The sequence below is a fragment of the Caminibacter sp. genome, assembly GCF_053999135.1.
In genome coordinates this window covers 1-17,442 of record NZ_JBMXVQ010000088.1, presented here as the reverse complement: position 1 = coordinate 17,442, position 17,442 = coordinate 1, and the positions used below count along the sequence as shown (strand labels likewise).

At 33.2% G+C, this 17,442-nt stretch carries 15 protein-coding genes, 1 tRNA gene and 1 rRNA gene; 9 read left to right on the top strand and 8 right to left on the bottom strand.

Going from position 1 to position 17,442, the window contains the following annotated elements; genetic code table 11:
* The first annotated feature begins 3 nt into the window (after positions 1-3).
* From rrf to murI, 3 genes are all read left to right on the top strand, one after another.
* Positions 4-120: ribosomal RNA gene (rrf, locus tag ACXJH6_RS07085) — 5S ribosomal RNA — on the top strand.
* Positions 121-431: 311 nt separating this feature from the next.
* Complete coding sequence (gene rho, locus ACXJH6_RS07080; protein WP_456471055.1) at positions 432-1,772, top strand: transcription termination factor Rho; 1,341 nt, start codon at positions 432-434, stop codon at positions 1,770-1,772.
* Positions 1,765-2,514: a glutamate racemase gene (gene murI / locus ACXJH6_RS07075; RefSeq protein ID WP_456471054.1), complete on the top strand. Its 750-nt coding sequence runs from the start codon at positions 1,765-1,767 to the stop codon at positions 2,512-2,514. The genes rho and murI overlap by 8 nt, the downstream gene beginning before the upstream one ends.
* Here murI and ACXJH6_RS07070 read toward each other — a convergent pair.
* From ACXJH6_RS07070 to ACXJH6_RS07055, 4 genes are all read right to left on the bottom strand, one after another.
* Positions 2,495-3,130 (bottom strand): SDR family oxidoreductase, encoded by a 636-nt coding sequence (locus tag ACXJH6_RS07070; protein WP_456471053.1) that lies wholly within the window; start codon positions 3,128-3,130, stop codon positions 2,495-2,497. The two genes, murI and ACXJH6_RS07070, sit on opposite strands and share 20 nt — an antisense overlap.
* A complete protein-coding gene (locus ACXJH6_RS07065; RefSeq protein ID WP_456471052.1) occupies positions 3,127-4,035 on the bottom strand; it encodes an SPL family radical SAM protein in 909 nt (302 codons plus the stop codon). The genes ACXJH6_RS07070 and ACXJH6_RS07065 overlap by 4 nt, the downstream gene beginning before the upstream one ends.
* Complete coding sequence (locus ACXJH6_RS07060; protein WP_456471051.1) at positions 4,032-4,745, bottom strand: 5'-methylthioadenosine/S-adenosylhomocysteine nucleosidase family protein; 714 nt, start codon at positions 4,743-4,745, stop codon at positions 4,032-4,034. Before ACXJH6_RS07060 ends, ACXJH6_RS07065 begins: the two co-directional genes overlap by 4 nt.
* A gap of 728 nt (positions 4,746-5,473) precedes the next feature.
* Positions 5,474-5,549 (bottom strand) — tRNA-Phe (locus ACXJH6_RS07055).
* A 132-nt stretch (positions 5,550-5,681) separates the two neighbouring features.
* Here ACXJH6_RS07055 and ACXJH6_RS07050 point away from each other — a divergent pair.
* On the top strand, positions 5,682-7,649 hold the full coding sequence (locus tag ACXJH6_RS07050; protein WP_456471050.1) for a methyl-accepting chemotaxis protein: 1,968 nt from the start codon (positions 5,682-5,684) through the stop codon (positions 7,647-7,649).
* Here the strand turns inward: ACXJH6_RS07050 and murD are convergent.
* From murD to mraY, 3 genes are read right to left on the bottom strand one after another with little or no spacing between them, the layout of a single operon-like run.
* A complete protein-coding gene (gene murD, locus ACXJH6_RS07045) occupies positions 7,639-8,817 on the bottom strand; it encodes a UDP-N-acetylmuramoyl-L-alanine--D-glutamate ligase (RefSeq protein ID WP_456471049.1) in 1,179 nt (392 codons plus the stop codon). The genes ACXJH6_RS07050 and murD overlap by 11 nt on opposite strands.
* Entirely contained in the window at positions 8,814-9,722 is a 909-nt protein-coding gene (gene sppA, locus ACXJH6_RS07040; protein ID WP_456471048.1) for a signal peptide peptidase SppA, read from the bottom strand. The genes murD and sppA overlap by 4 nt, the downstream gene beginning before the upstream one ends.
* A gap of 9 nt (positions 9,723-9,731) precedes the next feature.
* A complete protein-coding gene (gene mraY, locus ACXJH6_RS07035; RefSeq protein WP_456471047.1) occupies positions 9,732-10,784 on the bottom strand; it encodes a phospho-N-acetylmuramoyl-pentapeptide-transferase in 1,053 nt (350 codons plus the stop codon).
* A gap of 46 nt (positions 10,785-10,830) precedes the next feature.
* Here mraY and fabG point away from each other — a divergent pair, with 46 nt between their 5' ends.
* The 5 genes from fabG (at position 10,831) to ACXJH6_RS07010 (ending at position 14,711) form a co-directional block, all read left to right on the top strand.
* Positions 10,831-11,574 carry a 3-oxoacyl-ACP reductase FabG gene (gene fabG / locus ACXJH6_RS07030; RefSeq protein WP_456471046.1) on the top strand — a complete coding sequence of 248 codons (744 nt, stop codon included), beginning with the start codon at positions 10,831-10,833 and terminating at the stop codon, positions 11,572-11,574.
* Positions 11,575-11,645: 71 nt separating this feature from the next.
* Positions 11,646-11,879, top strand: coding sequence for an acyl carrier protein (gene acpP, locus ACXJH6_RS07025; protein WP_456471045.1), 234 nt, complete (start codon positions 11,646-11,648; stop codon positions 11,877-11,879).
* A gap of 89 nt (positions 11,880-11,968) precedes the next feature.
* The gene (locus ACXJH6_RS07020) at positions 11,969-13,189 is read left to right on the top strand and encodes a beta-ketoacyl-ACP synthase II (RefSeq protein WP_456471044.1); all 1,221 of its coding nucleotides are present in this window, start codon (positions 11,969-11,971) and stop codon (positions 13,187-13,189) included.
* A gap of 6 nt (positions 13,190-13,195) precedes the next feature.
* The gene (gene accA, locus ACXJH6_RS07015) at positions 13,196-14,131 is read left to right on the top strand and encodes an acetyl-CoA carboxylase carboxyl transferase subunit alpha (protein WP_456471056.1); all 936 of its coding nucleotides are present in this window, start codon (positions 13,196-13,198) and stop codon (positions 14,129-14,131) included.
* A 130-nt stretch (positions 14,132-14,261) separates the two neighbouring features.
* On the top strand, positions 14,262-14,711 hold the full coding sequence (locus ACXJH6_RS07010; RefSeq protein WP_456471043.1) for a DUF1931 family protein: 450 nt from the start codon (positions 14,262-14,264) through the stop codon (positions 14,709-14,711).
* 67 nt (positions 14,712-14,778) lie between these two features.
* On the opposite strand, the gene uvrA is transcribed toward ACXJH6_RS07010, so the two are convergent.
* On the bottom strand, positions 14,779-17,442 hold a 2,664-nt coding region (gene uvrA, locus ACXJH6_RS07005), incomplete at its 5' end, for an excinuclease ABC subunit UvrA (RefSeq protein WP_456471042.1).

Genomic DNA, 17,442 nt, shown 5'->3' with positions numbered 1-17,442 from the left:
AATCCTAGTGGGAAAAGCGTAGGGGAGACACCCTGAACCATTTCGAACCAGGAAGTTAAGCCCTACAGCGCTGATGATACTGCATCCTTACGGATGTGGGAAAGTAGGTCCCCGCTAGGATTTATAGTGTATACTTTTAACCTCTTGAATTTACCTTAGCTAATCTTTACTTTAACCCTTAATATTCTGTCTTTAATCCTTTGTTCGTTCTAAAGAGTCTGGCACTTTTGCTCCGCATTTCTTTTAATCGCTACTGATATATTTGCTCTTTTTAGCTTTTACGAAATGTTAAAAATTTGCGCTCTTGTTGAGCGTATTTCCTAAGTACCGAAATAATCCTTGCTTGACAAAAGTTAATATTTTAATTAAAATCTCAATAAATGTTTTGTTACCTTCAACTCTTCAAATAATCTTCAAAAGGATAAAATCGCATGGAAAAAGAGAATAAAACTATAGAACAAAATGGAGAAAAATCTTTATCTACAGAAGATAAAAAACAACGAACTCATATACCTGTAGAAGGTTATACTATTGAACAGCTTCGTCAAATGCCTACAGATGAGTTAATAGAAATAGCCAAAAAGTTAGGAGTGGAAAATCCTCAGGAATATAAACGCCAGGATTTAATGTTTGAAATTTTAAAAGCTCAGGTACAACAGGGAGGTTATCTGTTATTTACCGGTATTTTAGAGATAATGCCTGACGGGTATGGCTTTTTAAGAAGTATAGGAGGAAATTTTGAAAACTCGGTAAATGATGTGTACGTATCTCAAACCCAAATAAGAAGATTTGCTCTTCGTACTGGTGATATAGTTACGGGACAGGTCAGACCTCCTAAAGACCAGGAAAAATATTATGCTCTTTTAAAAATAGAAGCTGTTAATTATCTTCCTCCTGAAGAAGCTAAAAACAGACCTCTTTTTGATAATTTAACTCCTTTATATCCTAATGAAAAATTAAAACTTGAATATGAACCTACTAAATTAACGGGAAGGGTTTTAGATTTATTCGCTCCTATAGGTAAAGGTCAAAGGGGATTAGTTGTTGCGCCTCCAAGAAGCGGTAAAACGGTCTTTTTAAAAGAGATTGCCCATGGAATTACTAAAAATCATCCTGAAGTGGAACTTATGGTTCTTTTAGTGGATGAAAGACCGGAAGAAGTTACTGATATGCAAAGAAGTGTAAAAGGAGAGGTTTTTAGTTCTACTTTTGATAAGCCGGCTCAAAATCATGTAAGAGTAGCCGAACTTGTGATAGAAAAAGCGAAAAGAATGGTCGAGATGGGAAAAGATGTGGTTATTTTGCTTGATTCTATTACAAGGTTGGCTCGTGCTTATAATGCTGTAACGCCTGCAAGCGGTAAAGTATTAAGCGGCGGTGTTGATGCTAATGCCCTACATAAACCTAAAAGGTTTTTTGGAGCTGCAAGAAATATAGAAGAAGGCGGTAGTTTAACTATTATAGCCACTGCTTTAATAGATACTGGTTCAAAAATGGATGAAGTTATTTTTGAAGAATTTAAAGGAACGGGGAATATGGAAGCCGTTCTTAGCAGAAGAATAGCAGATAGAAGAATTTATCCGGCAATCGATTTACTTAAATCAGGAACAAGAAAAGAAGAACTTTTATTAACTCCTGAAGAGCTTGCAAAAGTATGGGCTATAAGAAACATAATAAGCGAAATGGATGAAATAGAAGCTCTTAAACTTCTTTATTCCAAAATGCTTAAAACTAAAAATAATAGAGAGTTTTTAAACGCTATTAATGAATAGATGCGGTGTTTTTGACAGCGGTGTAGGCGGTCTTAGTGTAGCAAAAGAGCTTTTAAGAGCCGGATTTTTTAAAGAAATAATATATTTTGGAGATACGGCAAGGGTACCTTATGGTAACAAAAACGAATCCACAATAATAAGATATTCTCTTGAGGCTCTTGAGTTTTTAAAAAATTTTGATATTGAATTTTTGGTTGTAGCTTGTAATTCAGCCAGTTCAGTAGCTATAGAAGAGCTTAAAAAAGAGGCTTCTTTTCCTGTTGTAGGGGTAATAGAAGCAGGAGTAAAAGCTGTGGAAAAAGAGGATAAAAATTCAAATATTTTATTGGTAGGAACTAAGAGAACTATTAATTCTGGCAAATATCAAAATTTATTACTTAAGAAAGGTTTTAAAAATATTCTCTCTAAAGCAACGCCTCTTTTTGTTCCTTTGGTAGAGGAAGGGTTTGTTGAGGGAAAATTAGTAGATGATGTTTTTGAAATATATTTTTCCGATATAAAAAAAGAAAATATAGATATTATTATTTTGGGATGTACCCATTATCCTTTTTTATCTTCTTCTTTTAAAAAGCATTTTCCAAATGCTAAACTTATTCATTCAGGTCAGGCTATTGTTGAATTATTAAAAGAACAATATAATCTTTTACCTAAATTTGATTCTACCATTAAACTTTTTGCAAGTGATAATCCGGAAGAGCTTAGAATAAAAGCTAAGGAGTGGCTTAATTTTTCTCTAATTTAAATATTTGAGGCTTTAATATTATTTCCTGAATAACTAAATGTTTTGGAGATTCTATTATATTTTTGACTATTTTTGCTATGTCATCAGGTTTTAGGTGTGCTAGTTCTTCTGAAGACGGTTTAAAAAAAGTATTGGAATGAAAGTTTGTCAGCGTTAAATCCGGTATTATGTTACAAACTTTAACGCCGTATTTTCTTACTTCTTCAAATAATGAAATTCCAAAATGTCTTAATGCGGCTTTTGTAGCTCCGTATACTACTCCCTGCCTTGCCGGGTGTATGGCTGATGTTGATGAAATGTTAATAATAAATCCTCTGTTTTTTTTAATATCTTTTAGGTGGTTTTTGGTTAAAATCATAGGAGATAAAAAATTTACGTTTATCATCTCTTCTATTTTAGAAACTGCAATGTCTTCAAACTGACCGAAATATCCGATGCCTGCATTATGAATTATTCCGTAAACATTATCAAATTTCAGTTTTTTTACAATATCTATGTTGTTTAAATTTACACTGTGTCGGCAGTTTCTGCAAATTTCTATTATTTCGTATTCTTTAAGCTCTTTTTTTATAGCCGCACCTATGCCGCTGCTAGCGCCTGTTAAAATTATTTTCATATTAAGCCTTTGATAAAATCTATAATATCTTTTTCGTCTTTATATCTTGCTTCTTTGTTTTTTATTTCATACGGATACCATGTAACTTCGCTTAGATGTATCTTCCTTAAACGTTTTAAAAAGTCTTTATTCATTCTGAAACTTCCTATTTCTATATGGATTTTATCTAAATCCAGTTCTTTTTTTAGAAATGAGATAAAATTTTTATATACTTCTTTGTAATTATCTACTTTTATTACCGGGTCTATTGCTATTTCCACTGTATAATTTTTTTGTAAAGCTTTTTTTATCGCTTTGATTCTTTTTTCTAAAGAAGGAGCTTTTTTTTCAAATTTTGTAACTTCTTTGGGAGAAAGAGAAAATCCGAGTAAAAAATTTTTAGGGGGGTTGTCGGGAAGTTTATCCGTATTTGCGGATTTTGTTCTGCTTTCTATTAATAAGTCTTCTCTTTTTGAGGCCAGTTCTATCCACTTTTTATGAAATGGATAAATTCCTTCAAACGCTAAAAGGTCTGTTTCATAGCTGATGGGAATATATGCGTTTTTTAGTTTTGAAGCGTTATTGATAAAATCATCTTCATTGACAAATATAACAGGATAACCGCATGGATACATTCCGCCTAAATAGCAGTATTCGCAGTTATAAATACAGCCTAAAATCTGGGTTGAATAATAAAAATTTTTGAATCCTCTATTGTTACAGAATTTACTTCCTTTATAAAAAACGGTATTCTCTTTTACGGCTAATATTAAAGCGTTTTTTGATTTTTGATAATTAAAATTTTGATGAAATCTGTTAAAGATATCTTTGTAGTGGTTTATTAAAATTATTTTTGGATTAAATTTTGTTATGATTGATTGGGTAATGGGATAATTTAAGGCTTTTTTTTCTATATATAAAATCATAACAGGCTCTTTTTTAATTTTTCTATAAATAATTGTGTTTCTTTTTTATTGTTGGTTTTAGGAATATTTGGAAAAGGAATGTTTTTTATATGCATATAAGTTAAAAGTTCTTTTAATTTGGCTTTTTGAGTTTGTGTTAGGTAAAGGTTTTTTATTTTTTCTTCTATATCTGGAAATGATGTTGGGTTTTGAAATCTTTTTATAAGATATTTGATTATGGGAAAAGACTTCTTTATCAGTTTTGGAACAATGTCTTTATTAAAAGGTTTATTTGGAGTATCACTTACTATTTTATAAAGGATGATTTTTTCTACACTTAAAAACTTATAAGCAGCTTCAAAAAAACCGCTGCTTTCCATATCTACCAGCGGAAAATATTTTTGGGGTTTAGATATGGTAAAAATTTCTTCTGATGGTTCTTCAAAAAAATCGGGATAGTATTCAAAATCTGTATCGGTATCTGTTATTTTATGGATAAAAAAGCTGCTGCCTACAGGATGTTTGTTGCTGCCGGCTATTCCTATATTTATGGTGGGATAGGTTTTTTTTTGAAGCAGTAAGGCTGTGTTTATTGCGCTTTTTACTTTTCCGCTTCCAGTAATTATTAAATTTATTTCATTATTTTGATATATTTCTCCTGTAGCTTTTAAGTTAAAATATTCTATAATCGGAGCAGCTTCTATTTTTAGAGCCGTTACTATATTAATCATAAAAAAACCTTCTTTTTAAAGGAAATTATATGGGAATTTTTAAAAAATTTAAAGAACTTATCATTTTATGAAAATATTATGAAGCTCATGAAGTGCTTGAAGAATATTGGCATACTATACATACCTTTCTACACATTTTCCATAATGGCAAAAAGGTAGGATTATTTCATACTAAACTACAAAGATAAAAATATGACAGCTCTGTGCTTCTTTTTGCTTACGCAACACTCAAATTTTGCTAAAAAGTGCAAACGGGAGAGCCGTTAAAAAAACGACAACTGCTTGTCGTTTTTAGGCTCGCACGGCGATGAAAATGTGTAAACTTGCACTTCATACGCCTGTAAAGCGCCCTGACGGGTAGACGCACTTTTTTTTTACGCAAAATTTTCGTTAAAATTCGCAATGCTGTCATATTTTTACTTTTTCGTTACTTAAATTTTTCAGTATGAAACAGCCCTAGTTTGAGATGTGTAGAAAGGTATGCATACTATAAGGAAAACTTCGCATCCTTATAAAAATGTTTACAGGGAATTTATTAATGCGGTTGTCTTTTTAGAACTTAAAAAAAGAGGTAAAAATAATTATAAAAAAGTTTGGAATAGTTATGAAAAGTATAGGTATTTATATTATTTTCATGAGGAATTTAAAAAGTTAATGTGTTTTTTAGATAAAAAGAAACCTTTTTTGTTTTTAAGCAACTGACACTTTTTTTTGAATAAATAATTAAGTGGTGCCTCGGGACGGAATCGAACCGCCGACACAGGGATTTTCAGTCCCTTGCTCTACCGACTGAGCTACCGAGGCTTGGAATGAAATTATACTTTTTATTTCTTAAGATCAGCTTAAATATTTTGATTGATTTACTCACTTTATTTATCTTGACAAAAAAAATAAAAGGTGTTAAGATTTTTTTAATAAAAAAAGAAGGGTAAAAGAATGAAAATCAGTGTTTTAACGTTACGCAAACTTATGGCTGTAATTTTTATAAGTATGGTAGTTGTGGGTATCAACATAGGAAGAGAAGTTTATAATCAGATTGTTTTTATAGATAATAATAAAAAGCTTGAAGTTTTAATTAATTTGAGTAAAACTTTAAGCGAACTTATTCACGAAACCCAAAAAGAAAGAGGTATGAGTGCCGGTTTTTTGGCTTCTAAAGGAAAAAAGTTTGCCGATATGCTACCCCGCCAAAGAGAGCTTACGGACGAAAAAATAAAAAAATTAGAAAAAATGCTTAAAACAATAGATTATTCGAAATTTCCACCTGAACTTAAAGAAAAAATAGAAATCTTAAACAGTTATTTGAGGAAGTTGAATGAGATGAGAAATAAGGTTTCAAATTTAGAAATCTCTTTTAAAGAAGAGGTTAAATGGTATACTTCACTGAATAAAGTTATTTTGGATATAATTTCCGTAAGTGCCAAGCTTGCTCCTGAAAAGATTATAGCCCTTGATTTGAATTCTTATACGAACTTTTTAAAAGCAAAAGAAAGGGCCGGTATTGAAAGGGCTGTTGGAAGCGTTATCTTTGGAAAAGATAAAATAACAAAACCTTTATTAATTAAATTTGTTAGATTGATTACCGAGCAAAAAACATATTTTGACGCTTTTTTGGCTACGGCTAATGATGAAATGAAAAATATGTATTTTAAAACGATAAAAAAAGAGCCTTTTATAAAAGTTGAAGAGTACAGAAGTCTTATTTTGTCAAAAGAGAGTAATTATCATGTAAATCCTGAAACATGGTTTAAAGTAATTACTCAAAAAATAAATCTTTTAAAACAGATGGATGATAAAATAGCCGAACTTATCAAAAAAGATTTAGAAACCCTTTCAAGCGATGCTTTAATTTATATTGTTTTGAGCTTTTTTACATTAATTTTATTGATAATAATATTTCTTTCGGCTTATTTTCTTTCAAGGAGACTTGAAGAAACCGAAGAGTTTATTTATGAATTGGCAAGAAGTAAAAATCTTGCCGCTTCAATCGATGTTAATGATTTTACCGAATTTAGAGATGTAAAAGAGGCGTTAAGAAAGTTTTTAGACGTTGTAAAAGAATTTATTATTAATTCTAAACAGAGCGCTGAACAGAATAAAGTGGCTGTTGAAAAATTAAAAAAAGCTTTCAAAGATATTATTAATGCAATAATAAAACAAAATCATATTGTGGAAAACGCTTATTCAAAGGCTTCGGATTTAAGCGGAAAAATTGTAGAAGAGAGTCAAAATCTTGAAGAAATTAAAAAATTTATGCATGAAGTTTACGATGTGCTTTTAAAAACGACAGAAAGTTTTAAAGAGACGATAAGAGACATTCAAAAAAGTGCTCAGGATGAAAATGAGCTTGCTCAAAAACTTCAAACACTTTCTCAAGAAGCGGAAAACGTAAACAGTATTTTAAACGTAATAAAAGAAATATCTGACCAGACAAATCTTTTAGCGTTAAATGCTGCAATTGAAGCGGCAAGAGCGGGTGAGCATGGAAGGGGATTTGCCGTTGTGGCGGATGAGATAAGAAAGCTGGCTGAGAGGACTCAAAAAAGTCTGGTTAATATAGAATCTACGATAAATTCAGTAATTCAGGAAATAATAGATACAAGTTCTCAAATGCAGGAGAGTTCCGGGCATATAAATGAACTGTCTTTAAAAACTGAAAATTTAAAAGATGAAATAAATCTTGTTTCGGAGAAAATGAACGAAGCTATTAAGAATATCGATTTATTTGCGGAAGAGATAAATGTGATTGTAAATACTATGAAAGAATTTATAAATGATATGAAAAAAGTAGAAACAATTTCCGAAGAGAATAAAGAAAAAATTATTCAAAATGAAAAAAATATAACAGATATTGAAAGATTGGCAAATAAAATCTTAGAAGAGATTAAACAGTTTAAACTTTAAAAACCAAACTTTTAAAAATTTCTCCTCTTTCCTTATAACTATTGAATTGGTCAAAACTTGCACACGCAGGGCTTAAGATTGCTACGGAATGTTTATTGTGAATTTTATCTATGGAATTTACGGCGTTTTGAACGGTTTTTGAAATTTCATAAGGTATATTGTGTTTTTTAGACAGGTTTTCAAAAATATCTGTATTTTCCCCTATTATAAATAGACGGATATTTAAATTTTTCATAAATTTAAAAAGCGGGCTAAAGTTTTGTCCTTTTGTGTCTCCGCCTATTATGAGATAAATTCGTTTATTTTGAAATCTTTTTAAAGCGTTTAAAGAAGCGTCGATATTTGTGGCTTTACTGTCATTTATCCATGTTCTGTTTTTTGAGTCGGTTATTTCTTCCATTTTATGAGGGTCTATTTGAAAATCTTTTAGACTTTTTTCTTTAAAATTTAAAATGTAATACACGCTTTTTGCCAAAACCTCATCAAGTAAAAAAGGAGGTTGAAAAAAGTTATTTTTAAAGCTAAACCGTTTTATTAAATCATCTTCGTTTTTATAGGTTATTTTATAGGCTTTAGTAGGGTAGTGTTCAAACTCTTGTGGAAGAATAACAACGTCTCTTTGGGTCATTCTTTTAAGAGGGGAGAGTTTTGCTTTTACGTAATTTTCAAAATTTCCATGCCATGAAAGATGGTCTTCTTTTAAAGGGAGTATTACGAATATATCAGGTTTTGCCGTTTTTGTGTAAAAAAGTTGAAAACTGCTGGCTTCTATTATCCATATTTTTTTATTAATGTCCATATCGGCTAATGGAATCCCTATATTTCCTCCTATATCGGAAATATCTTTTAATAAATGATGTATCATTTGGGTGGTTGTGGTTTTTCCGTTAGTACCTGTAATCCATATTTGAAAGGGCGCTCTTTCAAAAAAATAATCAAATTCGCTTATAAGGTTTTTTGCTTTTTGTATAAGAGTATGATAAGGAGGAATTCCCGGGGATGTGATTTCAAGATAAGAGTTTTCAGGGTTAAATCGGGAAGAGGGTAAAAGGGTGTTGCCGTAAATGTCTTTTGAAATATTTTTAAAGCTGTCGTCGTATATATGCCATCCTCCCTCTTTTGAGATTGCTTTTGTAGTTATTCCGTATCCAAAGAGGCTTTTTGTCATTTTACTATTTCCTTTAAAGCTTTGCCTATATCGCTTGAGACTTTAATGTTGAAAAACGGGACTTTTCTTTTTTCAAGAGATATGTCCACAAACTGAATGTTTTTTTGTTTTTGTTTAATTTTTTCTTTAAATGCACTAAGCGTGGAAATTTCATCCACTAAAATTCCTTTGACTATACTTGCTACGTAAATTTTACCGTCCGCGTATTTTTTAAGGGTTTTTATGGATATGTTTCTGTCTTTTGCCACTGTTTTTAAGAAATTTTCATATGTGGGAAGTAAAAGGTGCTTTTTAAGATATTCTTTATCTTTTTCGTTAAATTTTCTAAACCATGAAACGGGCTGTTTATATTTTCCTATTGCTAAAGAATCTTCTTCTACGCCTATTTTATCGGCAAGTTTTTTTAATACGAAGTGAGGCATAATAACCCCGATACTTCCTACCACCGCATTTTTGTTTGCAACGATTGGTTTTATTGCGCTGATAATATAATACCCTCCGCTTGCAGCCATGCTTTCTACATAAACGTTTACTTTTTTCTTTTTATTTACGTATTTAAGATAAGCGTTGAATTCGTCACTGGCGCTCGGACTGCCTCCTGGGGTATTAAATATCAATAAAAACTCTTTGCAGTTTTTGTCTTTTAATAAAGAATCCATTTTTTTTGTAATGGAATTTATGTAATCCACCGTAATTGTTTTATTTATGTTAATGACAGCTATGTAAGGTTTTGAGGGTTTTGTGTAAGTTGAAAAATTGTTTTTAAAAAAAGAAAAAAGAAGTATTATTTCCGCTATTATAAGCAAACTGACACCTATAAGAATTATTTTTTCTTTAAGAGCCCTTATTTTGAATATTTTAAGTTCGGCTTTTAATTTTTCGTTTTCTGTTTTAATCTCTTCCATGGTTTTCTCCTATCTTAATTTTATACTTAATATAGCGATAATGTTTGCGATTAGGGCTATAATCCAAAACCTAATAGTGATTTTGTTTTCATTCCATCCTAAAAGTTCGAAATGGTGATGTATCGGAGCCATTTTGAATATTCTTTTTCCTCTTGTTTTAAAAGAGCCCACCTGTAAAATAACCGATACTGTTTCGAGAATAAATACGAATCCTATAAGGGTTAAAAGAATTTCCGTCTTTGTCAAAACGGATATATATCCAATTGAAGCTCCGATGCTGAGACTTCCGCTGTCTCCCATAAATACTTCGGCCGGATTTGCGTTATACCATAAAAATCCAAGAAGACTTCCTATAAGGGCACTTGCAAAAATAGCAACTTCTCCTATACCGGCTTCGTAAGGTAAAAAAAGATATTTACTGAAAATAACGTTTCCCATAAGATATGAAAAGATAAGCAGAGTCATTAATGAAAATACGCTTGGAATGGTTGCGAGTCCGTCAAGACCGTCTGTTAGATTTACGGCATTACTCATAGCAACTATAATAAAAGACCAAAATATAACGGCAAATATTTTCATATCAAACAGGGGATATTTATAAAAAGGAATATAAAAGTTGGTATCAAAACCGTAAATATATAAACCTGCTGTTATTATAAGCGCCACTAGCCACTGAAGAGCAAATTTTTGTTTAGGCAGTAAACCGGCCTGGTTGTTTTTTTGAAGGATTTTACCAAGGTCGTCTATTATTCCTATAGTCATAAACCCTAAGGCCGTTAAAATAGCGGTAATAACGAAAAAATTATATTTTGCGCTGATAATTGTCGCTATTAGCGCTGAGACAATAAATACCACTCCTCCCATAGTTGGAGTTTTTGATTTTTGTTTATGATTTTGAGGGGCTAATTCAAAAATAGGCTGTGTTACTTTACTTTTTGCCCATTTTATAAATTTGGGCATAAAAGATATTGTCAGTATAAACGATAAAAAGAAAGCTATAATAGCCCTTACCGATATGTAATGAAAAATATTCAATCCTAATTCATGGAGATAATATAACACTTAACGGCCTTTTTTGGGTAAAATTTTAACAAAAAAAGGACTTATTATGACATTTAGCGGAAAAAATGTTTTAATAACTGGAGCTAGCAGAGGAATAGGGGCTGAAATCGCGAGAGTTCTTGCAAAAAAAGGACTTAAAGTTTGGATAAACTATAAAAGCAGTGCCGAACTTGCCGATAAATTAAAAGAGGAAATAGAAAATGCCGGGGGAGAAGCCGCGGTTATCGGATTTGACGTAAGTAACGAAGCGGCTTTTGTCGATGCTGTTAAAACTATTGTAGACAGTGACGGAGAGCTTAGCTATCTTGTAAATAATGCCGGAATTACAAACGATAAACTTGCTATGAGAATGAGTGTTGAGGATTTTAGAAAAGTTATAGACGCTAATCTTACATCCACTTTTATAGGATGCCGCGAAGCGCTAAAAGTTATGGGCAAAAAAAGATTTGGAAGTGTAGTAAATGTGGCTAGTATTGTTGGAGAAACCGGAAATATAGGTCAGGCGAATTATGTAGCAAGTAAAGGCGGAGTAATTGCTATGACTAAAACGTTTGCTCTTGAAGGGGCTGTTAGAAATATAAGATTTAACAGCGTAACTCCGGGATTTATTGATACCGATATGACTAAAAATCTTCCTGAAAAAGTTAAAACGGAACTTTTAAATAAAATTCCTTTAAAAAGACTTGCAAAACCCGTTGAGGTTGCAAATGCAGTGGCCTTTTTATTAAGCGACGAGGCCAGTTATATTACAGGGGAAACGTTAAAAGTGAACGGCGGAATGTATATGTGATATGAATGTTAATTTTCACATTTTTATTATTTTATGCTAAAATGCTGAAATAAAAAATAAAAGGAGACAAAATGGCGTTATTTGATGAAGTAAAAGAAGTAATCGTAGAGCAGTTAAATGTTAGTCCTGAAGAAGTAAAACCGGAAGCTAAATTTGTAGAGGATTTGGGAGCTGACAGTCTTGACGTAGTAGAAATGATTATGGCTTTAGAAGAAAAATTCGAAATAGAAATTCCAGATAGCGAAGCTGAAAAAATTCAAACTGTTCAAGACGTTGTAGATTATATAGAAAAGGCGAAAAGTTAATTTTTTCGCTTTTTTGATTTCAATATGAAGATATGAGGATAAATTAGATTATCTTCATATCTTCATATTTTAAGGCATAAAGGATATTAATGAGAGTTGTTGTAACTGGTATAGGTATGATTAACTCGGTAGGGTTAACTAAAGATGAGAGCTTTAATAATATAATCGACGGGAAAACAGGAATAGATAAAATAACTCATTTTGACCCTGAAGGTTTTGCTTCTCAGATAGCCGGAGAGGTAAAAGGATTTGACCCGAAAACAGTTATGGACCCAAAAGAAGTTAAAAAAGCCGATAGATTTATTCAGCTTGGACTTGCGGCTGCAAAAGAGGCTATGGAAGATAGCGGTCTTAAAGAGTATGAGGGGGAAAAATTCGGTATTAGCGCAGCAAGCGGTATTGGCGGGCTTCCTGTAATTGAAAAAGCAAGCGTTATAGTAGAAACAAGAGGTCCTAGAAGAATATCTCCGTTTTTTATTCCGAGTGCTCTTGTGAATATGCTTGGGGGATTTACTTCAATAGAATATGGATTAAAAGGGCCTAATCTTGCAAGTGTTACGGCGTGCGCAGCGGGGACTCATGCAATTACCGAAGCTTATAAAACAATAAAAGCCGGAATGGCCGATAAGATGATGGTGGTGGCCGGGGAAGCCTGTATCTGTCCGGTGGGAGTTGGAGGATTTGCGGCTATGAAAGCCCTTTCTACCAGAAACGACGACCCAGCTCATGCCAGCAGGCCTTTTGATGCTAAAAGAGACGGATTTGTAATGGGAGAAGGGGGAGCTTGTTTGATTTTGGAAAAATATGAAGACGCAGTAAAAAGAGGGGCTAAAATTTATGCTGAAATTATAGGAGTTGGTGAAAGCGGAGATGCAAATCATATTACAACTCCTGCTTCCGGAGGTGAGGGTGCTTATAGGGCTATGAAGATGGCTTATGAAATGGCAGGACGTCCTAAAATAGATTATATTAACGCTCACGGAACATCTACTAAATACAATGATTTGTATGAAACGATGGCAATTAAGAAACTTTTCGGCTCTAAAGAAAACTGTCCTCCTGTTAGTTCTACAAAAGGGGCTACAGGACATTGTCTTGGAGCCGCAGGGACTATTGAGGCGGTTATTACCCTTATGGCGATGGAGAGAGGAATTATGCCTCCTACTATTAATTATGAAGAGCCTGATCCTGAATGTGATTTGGATTATGTGCCAAATAAAGCCAGGGAAGCTGAAATTAATGTAGCTATGAGTAACTCTTTTGGATTTGGTGGAACAAACGGAGTTGTAATATTTAAAAAAGTAAAGTAAAGGTTTATTTTGGCAGTACTTGATTTTGAAAAAAAACTCCACGAGCTGGAAGAACAAATTGACGTTGCTAAAATAAAAGGCGACACTCATGCCGTTGAAACGTTAAAAAAAGAACTTGAAAAAGAAATAAAAAAGACTTTTAAAAATTTAACCCCTTATCAAAAACTTCTTCTTGCCCGTCATCCGGACAGACCTCATGCGATAGATATTATAAAAAGAATTATGGATGAAAAATATGAACTTCACGGAGACAGGGAATTTAGGGATGATGAGTCTATAATCTGTTTTATAGGTAAAATAGGCGATGAGAAATGTGTGGTTATAGGGGAAGAAAAAGGAAGAAACACTAAAGAAAAAATTAAAAGAAATTTCGGTATGCCTCATCCGGAAGGTTATAGAAAAGCTCTTCGTGTAGCAAAACTTGCAGAAAAATTTGATTTGCCTATTCTTTTTTTAGTTGATACTCCGGGGGCTTTTCCTGGGATTGGAGCTGAAGAGAGAGGGCAGAGTGAAGCAATTGCCAGAAATCTTTTTGAACTCTCTAGAATAAAAACCCCTACTGTTTCAATCGTAATAGGAGAGGGAGGAAGCGGGGGAGCGTTGGCTATAGGTGTGGCCGACAAACTTGCTATGCTGAAATATTCTGTATTTAGCGTTATTTCTCCGGAAGGTTGTGCGGCTATTTTATGGGGTGATAACTCAAAAGTCGAAACGGCCACCAAAGCGTTAAAAATCTCCGCTGAAGAGCTTAAAGAACTAGGGCTTATTGATGATATTATAGAAGAACCTGTAATGGGAGCTCATAAAGACTATGATTTAACAGCTGAAAATATTAAAAAATATTTTTTAGAGCAGGTAAATAAGCTTAAAAACCTTTCTAAAGAGGAACTTCTTCAAAAAAGATTTGAAAAGTATCTCAATTACGGAAGCTTTAACGAATAAGCTTCTTTTTTTGTTCTTTATAAAAAGTGACGGAGGTGTAATTTTTATTTTAGTGAACGAAAATCATAAAACTTGACTTTTTTTCACTAAAAAAGATATAATTTTAAAAAATTAACAAAAAGGAGAAAAAATGCCAAGAGTTGTTGGATTTAAAAAATTAGAGGCTGTATTTAGAAAAGCGGCAGGAATTGATTTAGATAAATCAAAAGCAGACGAAATTATCGATATTATTGAAAAAAAATTTCATGATATGCTACTTGTAGCTGTAGAAAAAGCAGGATACAACGGAAGAGATGTGATTATGGAACCGGATATGCCTGTGACAAAAGGTTTTGAAGAGTCTTTAAGACAGTTTAGAGAGCTTGAAGAAGAAGTGGATATTCAAGACGTATTACAATTTTTAGAGCAAGTGCCACCGCTAAAATATCCAATCAGTGCAGAGCTTGAAGAAAAACTTCCAGAATATATCGGGGCTTTAATGTTAATTATTGCAAGAGTTCTTAAAGAATTGGGAGCTCAAAGAAAACCTTCAAAAGAAGACATCGAAAGAACAAGAAGAATTTTAGACCTTACTCTTTAATTCTTCTTTTTTTCTTTTTAATTTATACAGTGACTGACACAATCTATTAATAAAAAAAGAAGGAGAGTTATTTTTTTGTTCTCTCCATCTCTTTTGCCAAATACCTTGCCGTATAGCTTACATCTTTATATTTTTCAATTATCTCTTTTACGTTTCCTGTTGCTATTACCTTACCGCCGCCACTGCCGCCTTCAGGTCCCATATCGATGATGTAGTCTGCGTTTTTGATAAAATCAAGATTATGTTCAATAACTATAACGCTATTTCCCAAATCTACCAGATGTTGTAATACTTTCATAAGATTGTCAATGTCTTTGAAATGAAGGCCCGTTGTAGGTTCGTCCAAAATATAAAGCGTATTTCCGGTGTCTCTACGGCTTAGCTCTTTTGCGAGTTTAATTCTTTGAGCTTCCCCACCGCTTAAAGTTACGGCATTTTGTCCAAGAGTTATATATCCAAGTCCCACGTCTTTTAGGGTTTGAAGTTTTTGTTTGATTTTTGGTATTTTTTCAAAAAACTCATACGCTTCATCCACGCTCATTTCAAGTACATCGGCTATTGATTTTCCTCTGTATTTAATTTCAAGCGTCTGTTCGTTGTATCTTTTTCCTCCGCAAGCTTCACACGTTACCATTACATCAGGAAGAAAATGCATTTCTATTTTTATCTGTCCCTCACCCTTACACACTTCACATCTTCCGCCCTTTACGTTAAAACTAAAGCGTCCCGGGGTATACCCTCTAAGCTGAGCTTCCGGGGTTGAAGCAAAAAGTGCTCTTATATCGTCAAAAACTCCCGTATAAGTTGCCGGGTTACTTCTTGGAGTTCTGCCAATCGGGCTTTGGTCAAGATATATTACTTTATCGAGCTGTTTTAGTCCCGTGATTTCCACGCCCTTTACTTTTTGAATTTTATGGGCGTGGTTTAAAATTTCCCTGGCAACCGGCAGAAGTGTTTGTAAAATAAGACTGCTTTTTCCGCTACCGCTTACACCAGTTACGCATACAAGGTTTCTTAGAGGGATTTTTACGTTTAGGTTTTTAATATTGTGGATATTTACGTTTTTTATCTCTATCCACTCTTTTTGAGGGCGGTTTTTTTGATAATTTATATCTTTTTCGTATCTTAAATATTTAGCCGTTTGAGTGTCACTTTTCATAAGCTCTTCAACGTTTCCGCTAAATACGACTTCTCCGCCGTATTTTCCTGCCCCCGGTCCGATATCAACGATATAATCGGCGTTTAGTATAGTTTCTCTGTCGTGTTCTACAACTATTACGGTGTTTCCTTTGTTTTTTAAATTTTTAAGAGTGTTAATAAGTTTTAGCGTATCTCTTTCGTGAAGTCCGATGCTCGGCTCATCCAAAACATACATAACACCAGTAAGACCGCTTCCGATTTGACTTGCGATTCTGATTCTCTGGCTCTCACCCCCGCTTATCGTTCTGGCGTCTCTGTGAAGTGTGAGATATCCAAGACCCACATCTACTAAGAAAAACAGTCTCTCACGTATCTCTTTTAAAATAGGCTCGGCTATTCTTTTTTCCTGATTACTTAAGTGAGAGAAATTTTTTTCGTCTTTAAAAAACTCATACGCTTCGCTTATAGGCATAGAAATAATTTCGGCAATTGTTTTTCCTGCCACTTTTACGGCAAGGCTTTCAGGTTTTAGCCTGAATCCTTTACAAGAAGGACACACACTTTCACTCATAATTTCGCTCATATCTTCATCTTTATATAAATCAAGTGCGATTTGTCTAAGACCCGGCCATCTTTTTGAAATTTTGTGTTTACCGTATGTAAATTCTATTTCATAAGCCGTACCGTTTAAAATTATCTTTTTTTGGTATTCGTCAAGTTCATAAAAGCTTTTATTCATATCTATATCAAGTTCGCGACAGAGGGCTTTGAAAAACTCCTGATAATATTTTTTATTAAATCCCCAGACAAGTGGAATAGCACCTTTATTTAGAGGTTTGTCTTTAATTACTTTTTCAATATCAAGAGTATAAGTCACTCCAAGCCCGTCACATTTAGGACACGCACCTTTTGGAGAGTTGAATGAAAAAGCAAGGGGTTCAAGTTCTTCAAAGCTTACCTTACAATCAAAACACGCCATATGTTCGCTAAAATGTATAAAATCCTTTTCAAGTCCGAGTTCTTTTGCATTAAATATTTCTATTTCCACTTCCCTGAAACTTTTATTAAGGGCTTTTTCAACCGCTTCTGCTATACGGGTTTTGTTTTCTTCTTTTATTACCACTCTGTCTATTACAGCTTTTATTGTGTGTTTTTTTGTTTTTTTAAGTTCAATTTCTTCATCAAGTCTGACTATCACTTCGTCAATATACGCTCTGATTATTCCTTCTTTTCTTAGTTTCTCAAGTAAATCTTGAAATTCTCCCTTTTTTTCCTTAATCAGCGGAGCGTAAATAATTACTTTTGCGCCTTCTGGCAGTTTAAGAACCTCATTAATAATATCCTGAGGTGTCATTTGGGTAATTTCTTTTCCGCATAAGTGACAGTGCTGGATGCCTATTCTGGCATACAGAAGTCTTAAATAATCATATATTTCAGTAACCGTCCCCACGGTTGAGCGTGGGTTTTTTGATGTGGTTTTTTGGTCTATTGCAATTGCGGGAGTGAGTCCTTCTATTTTATCGACTTCGGGTTTTCCTGTGCGCTGTAAAAACTGTCTTGCGTATGAGCTAAGTGATTCAATATATCTTCT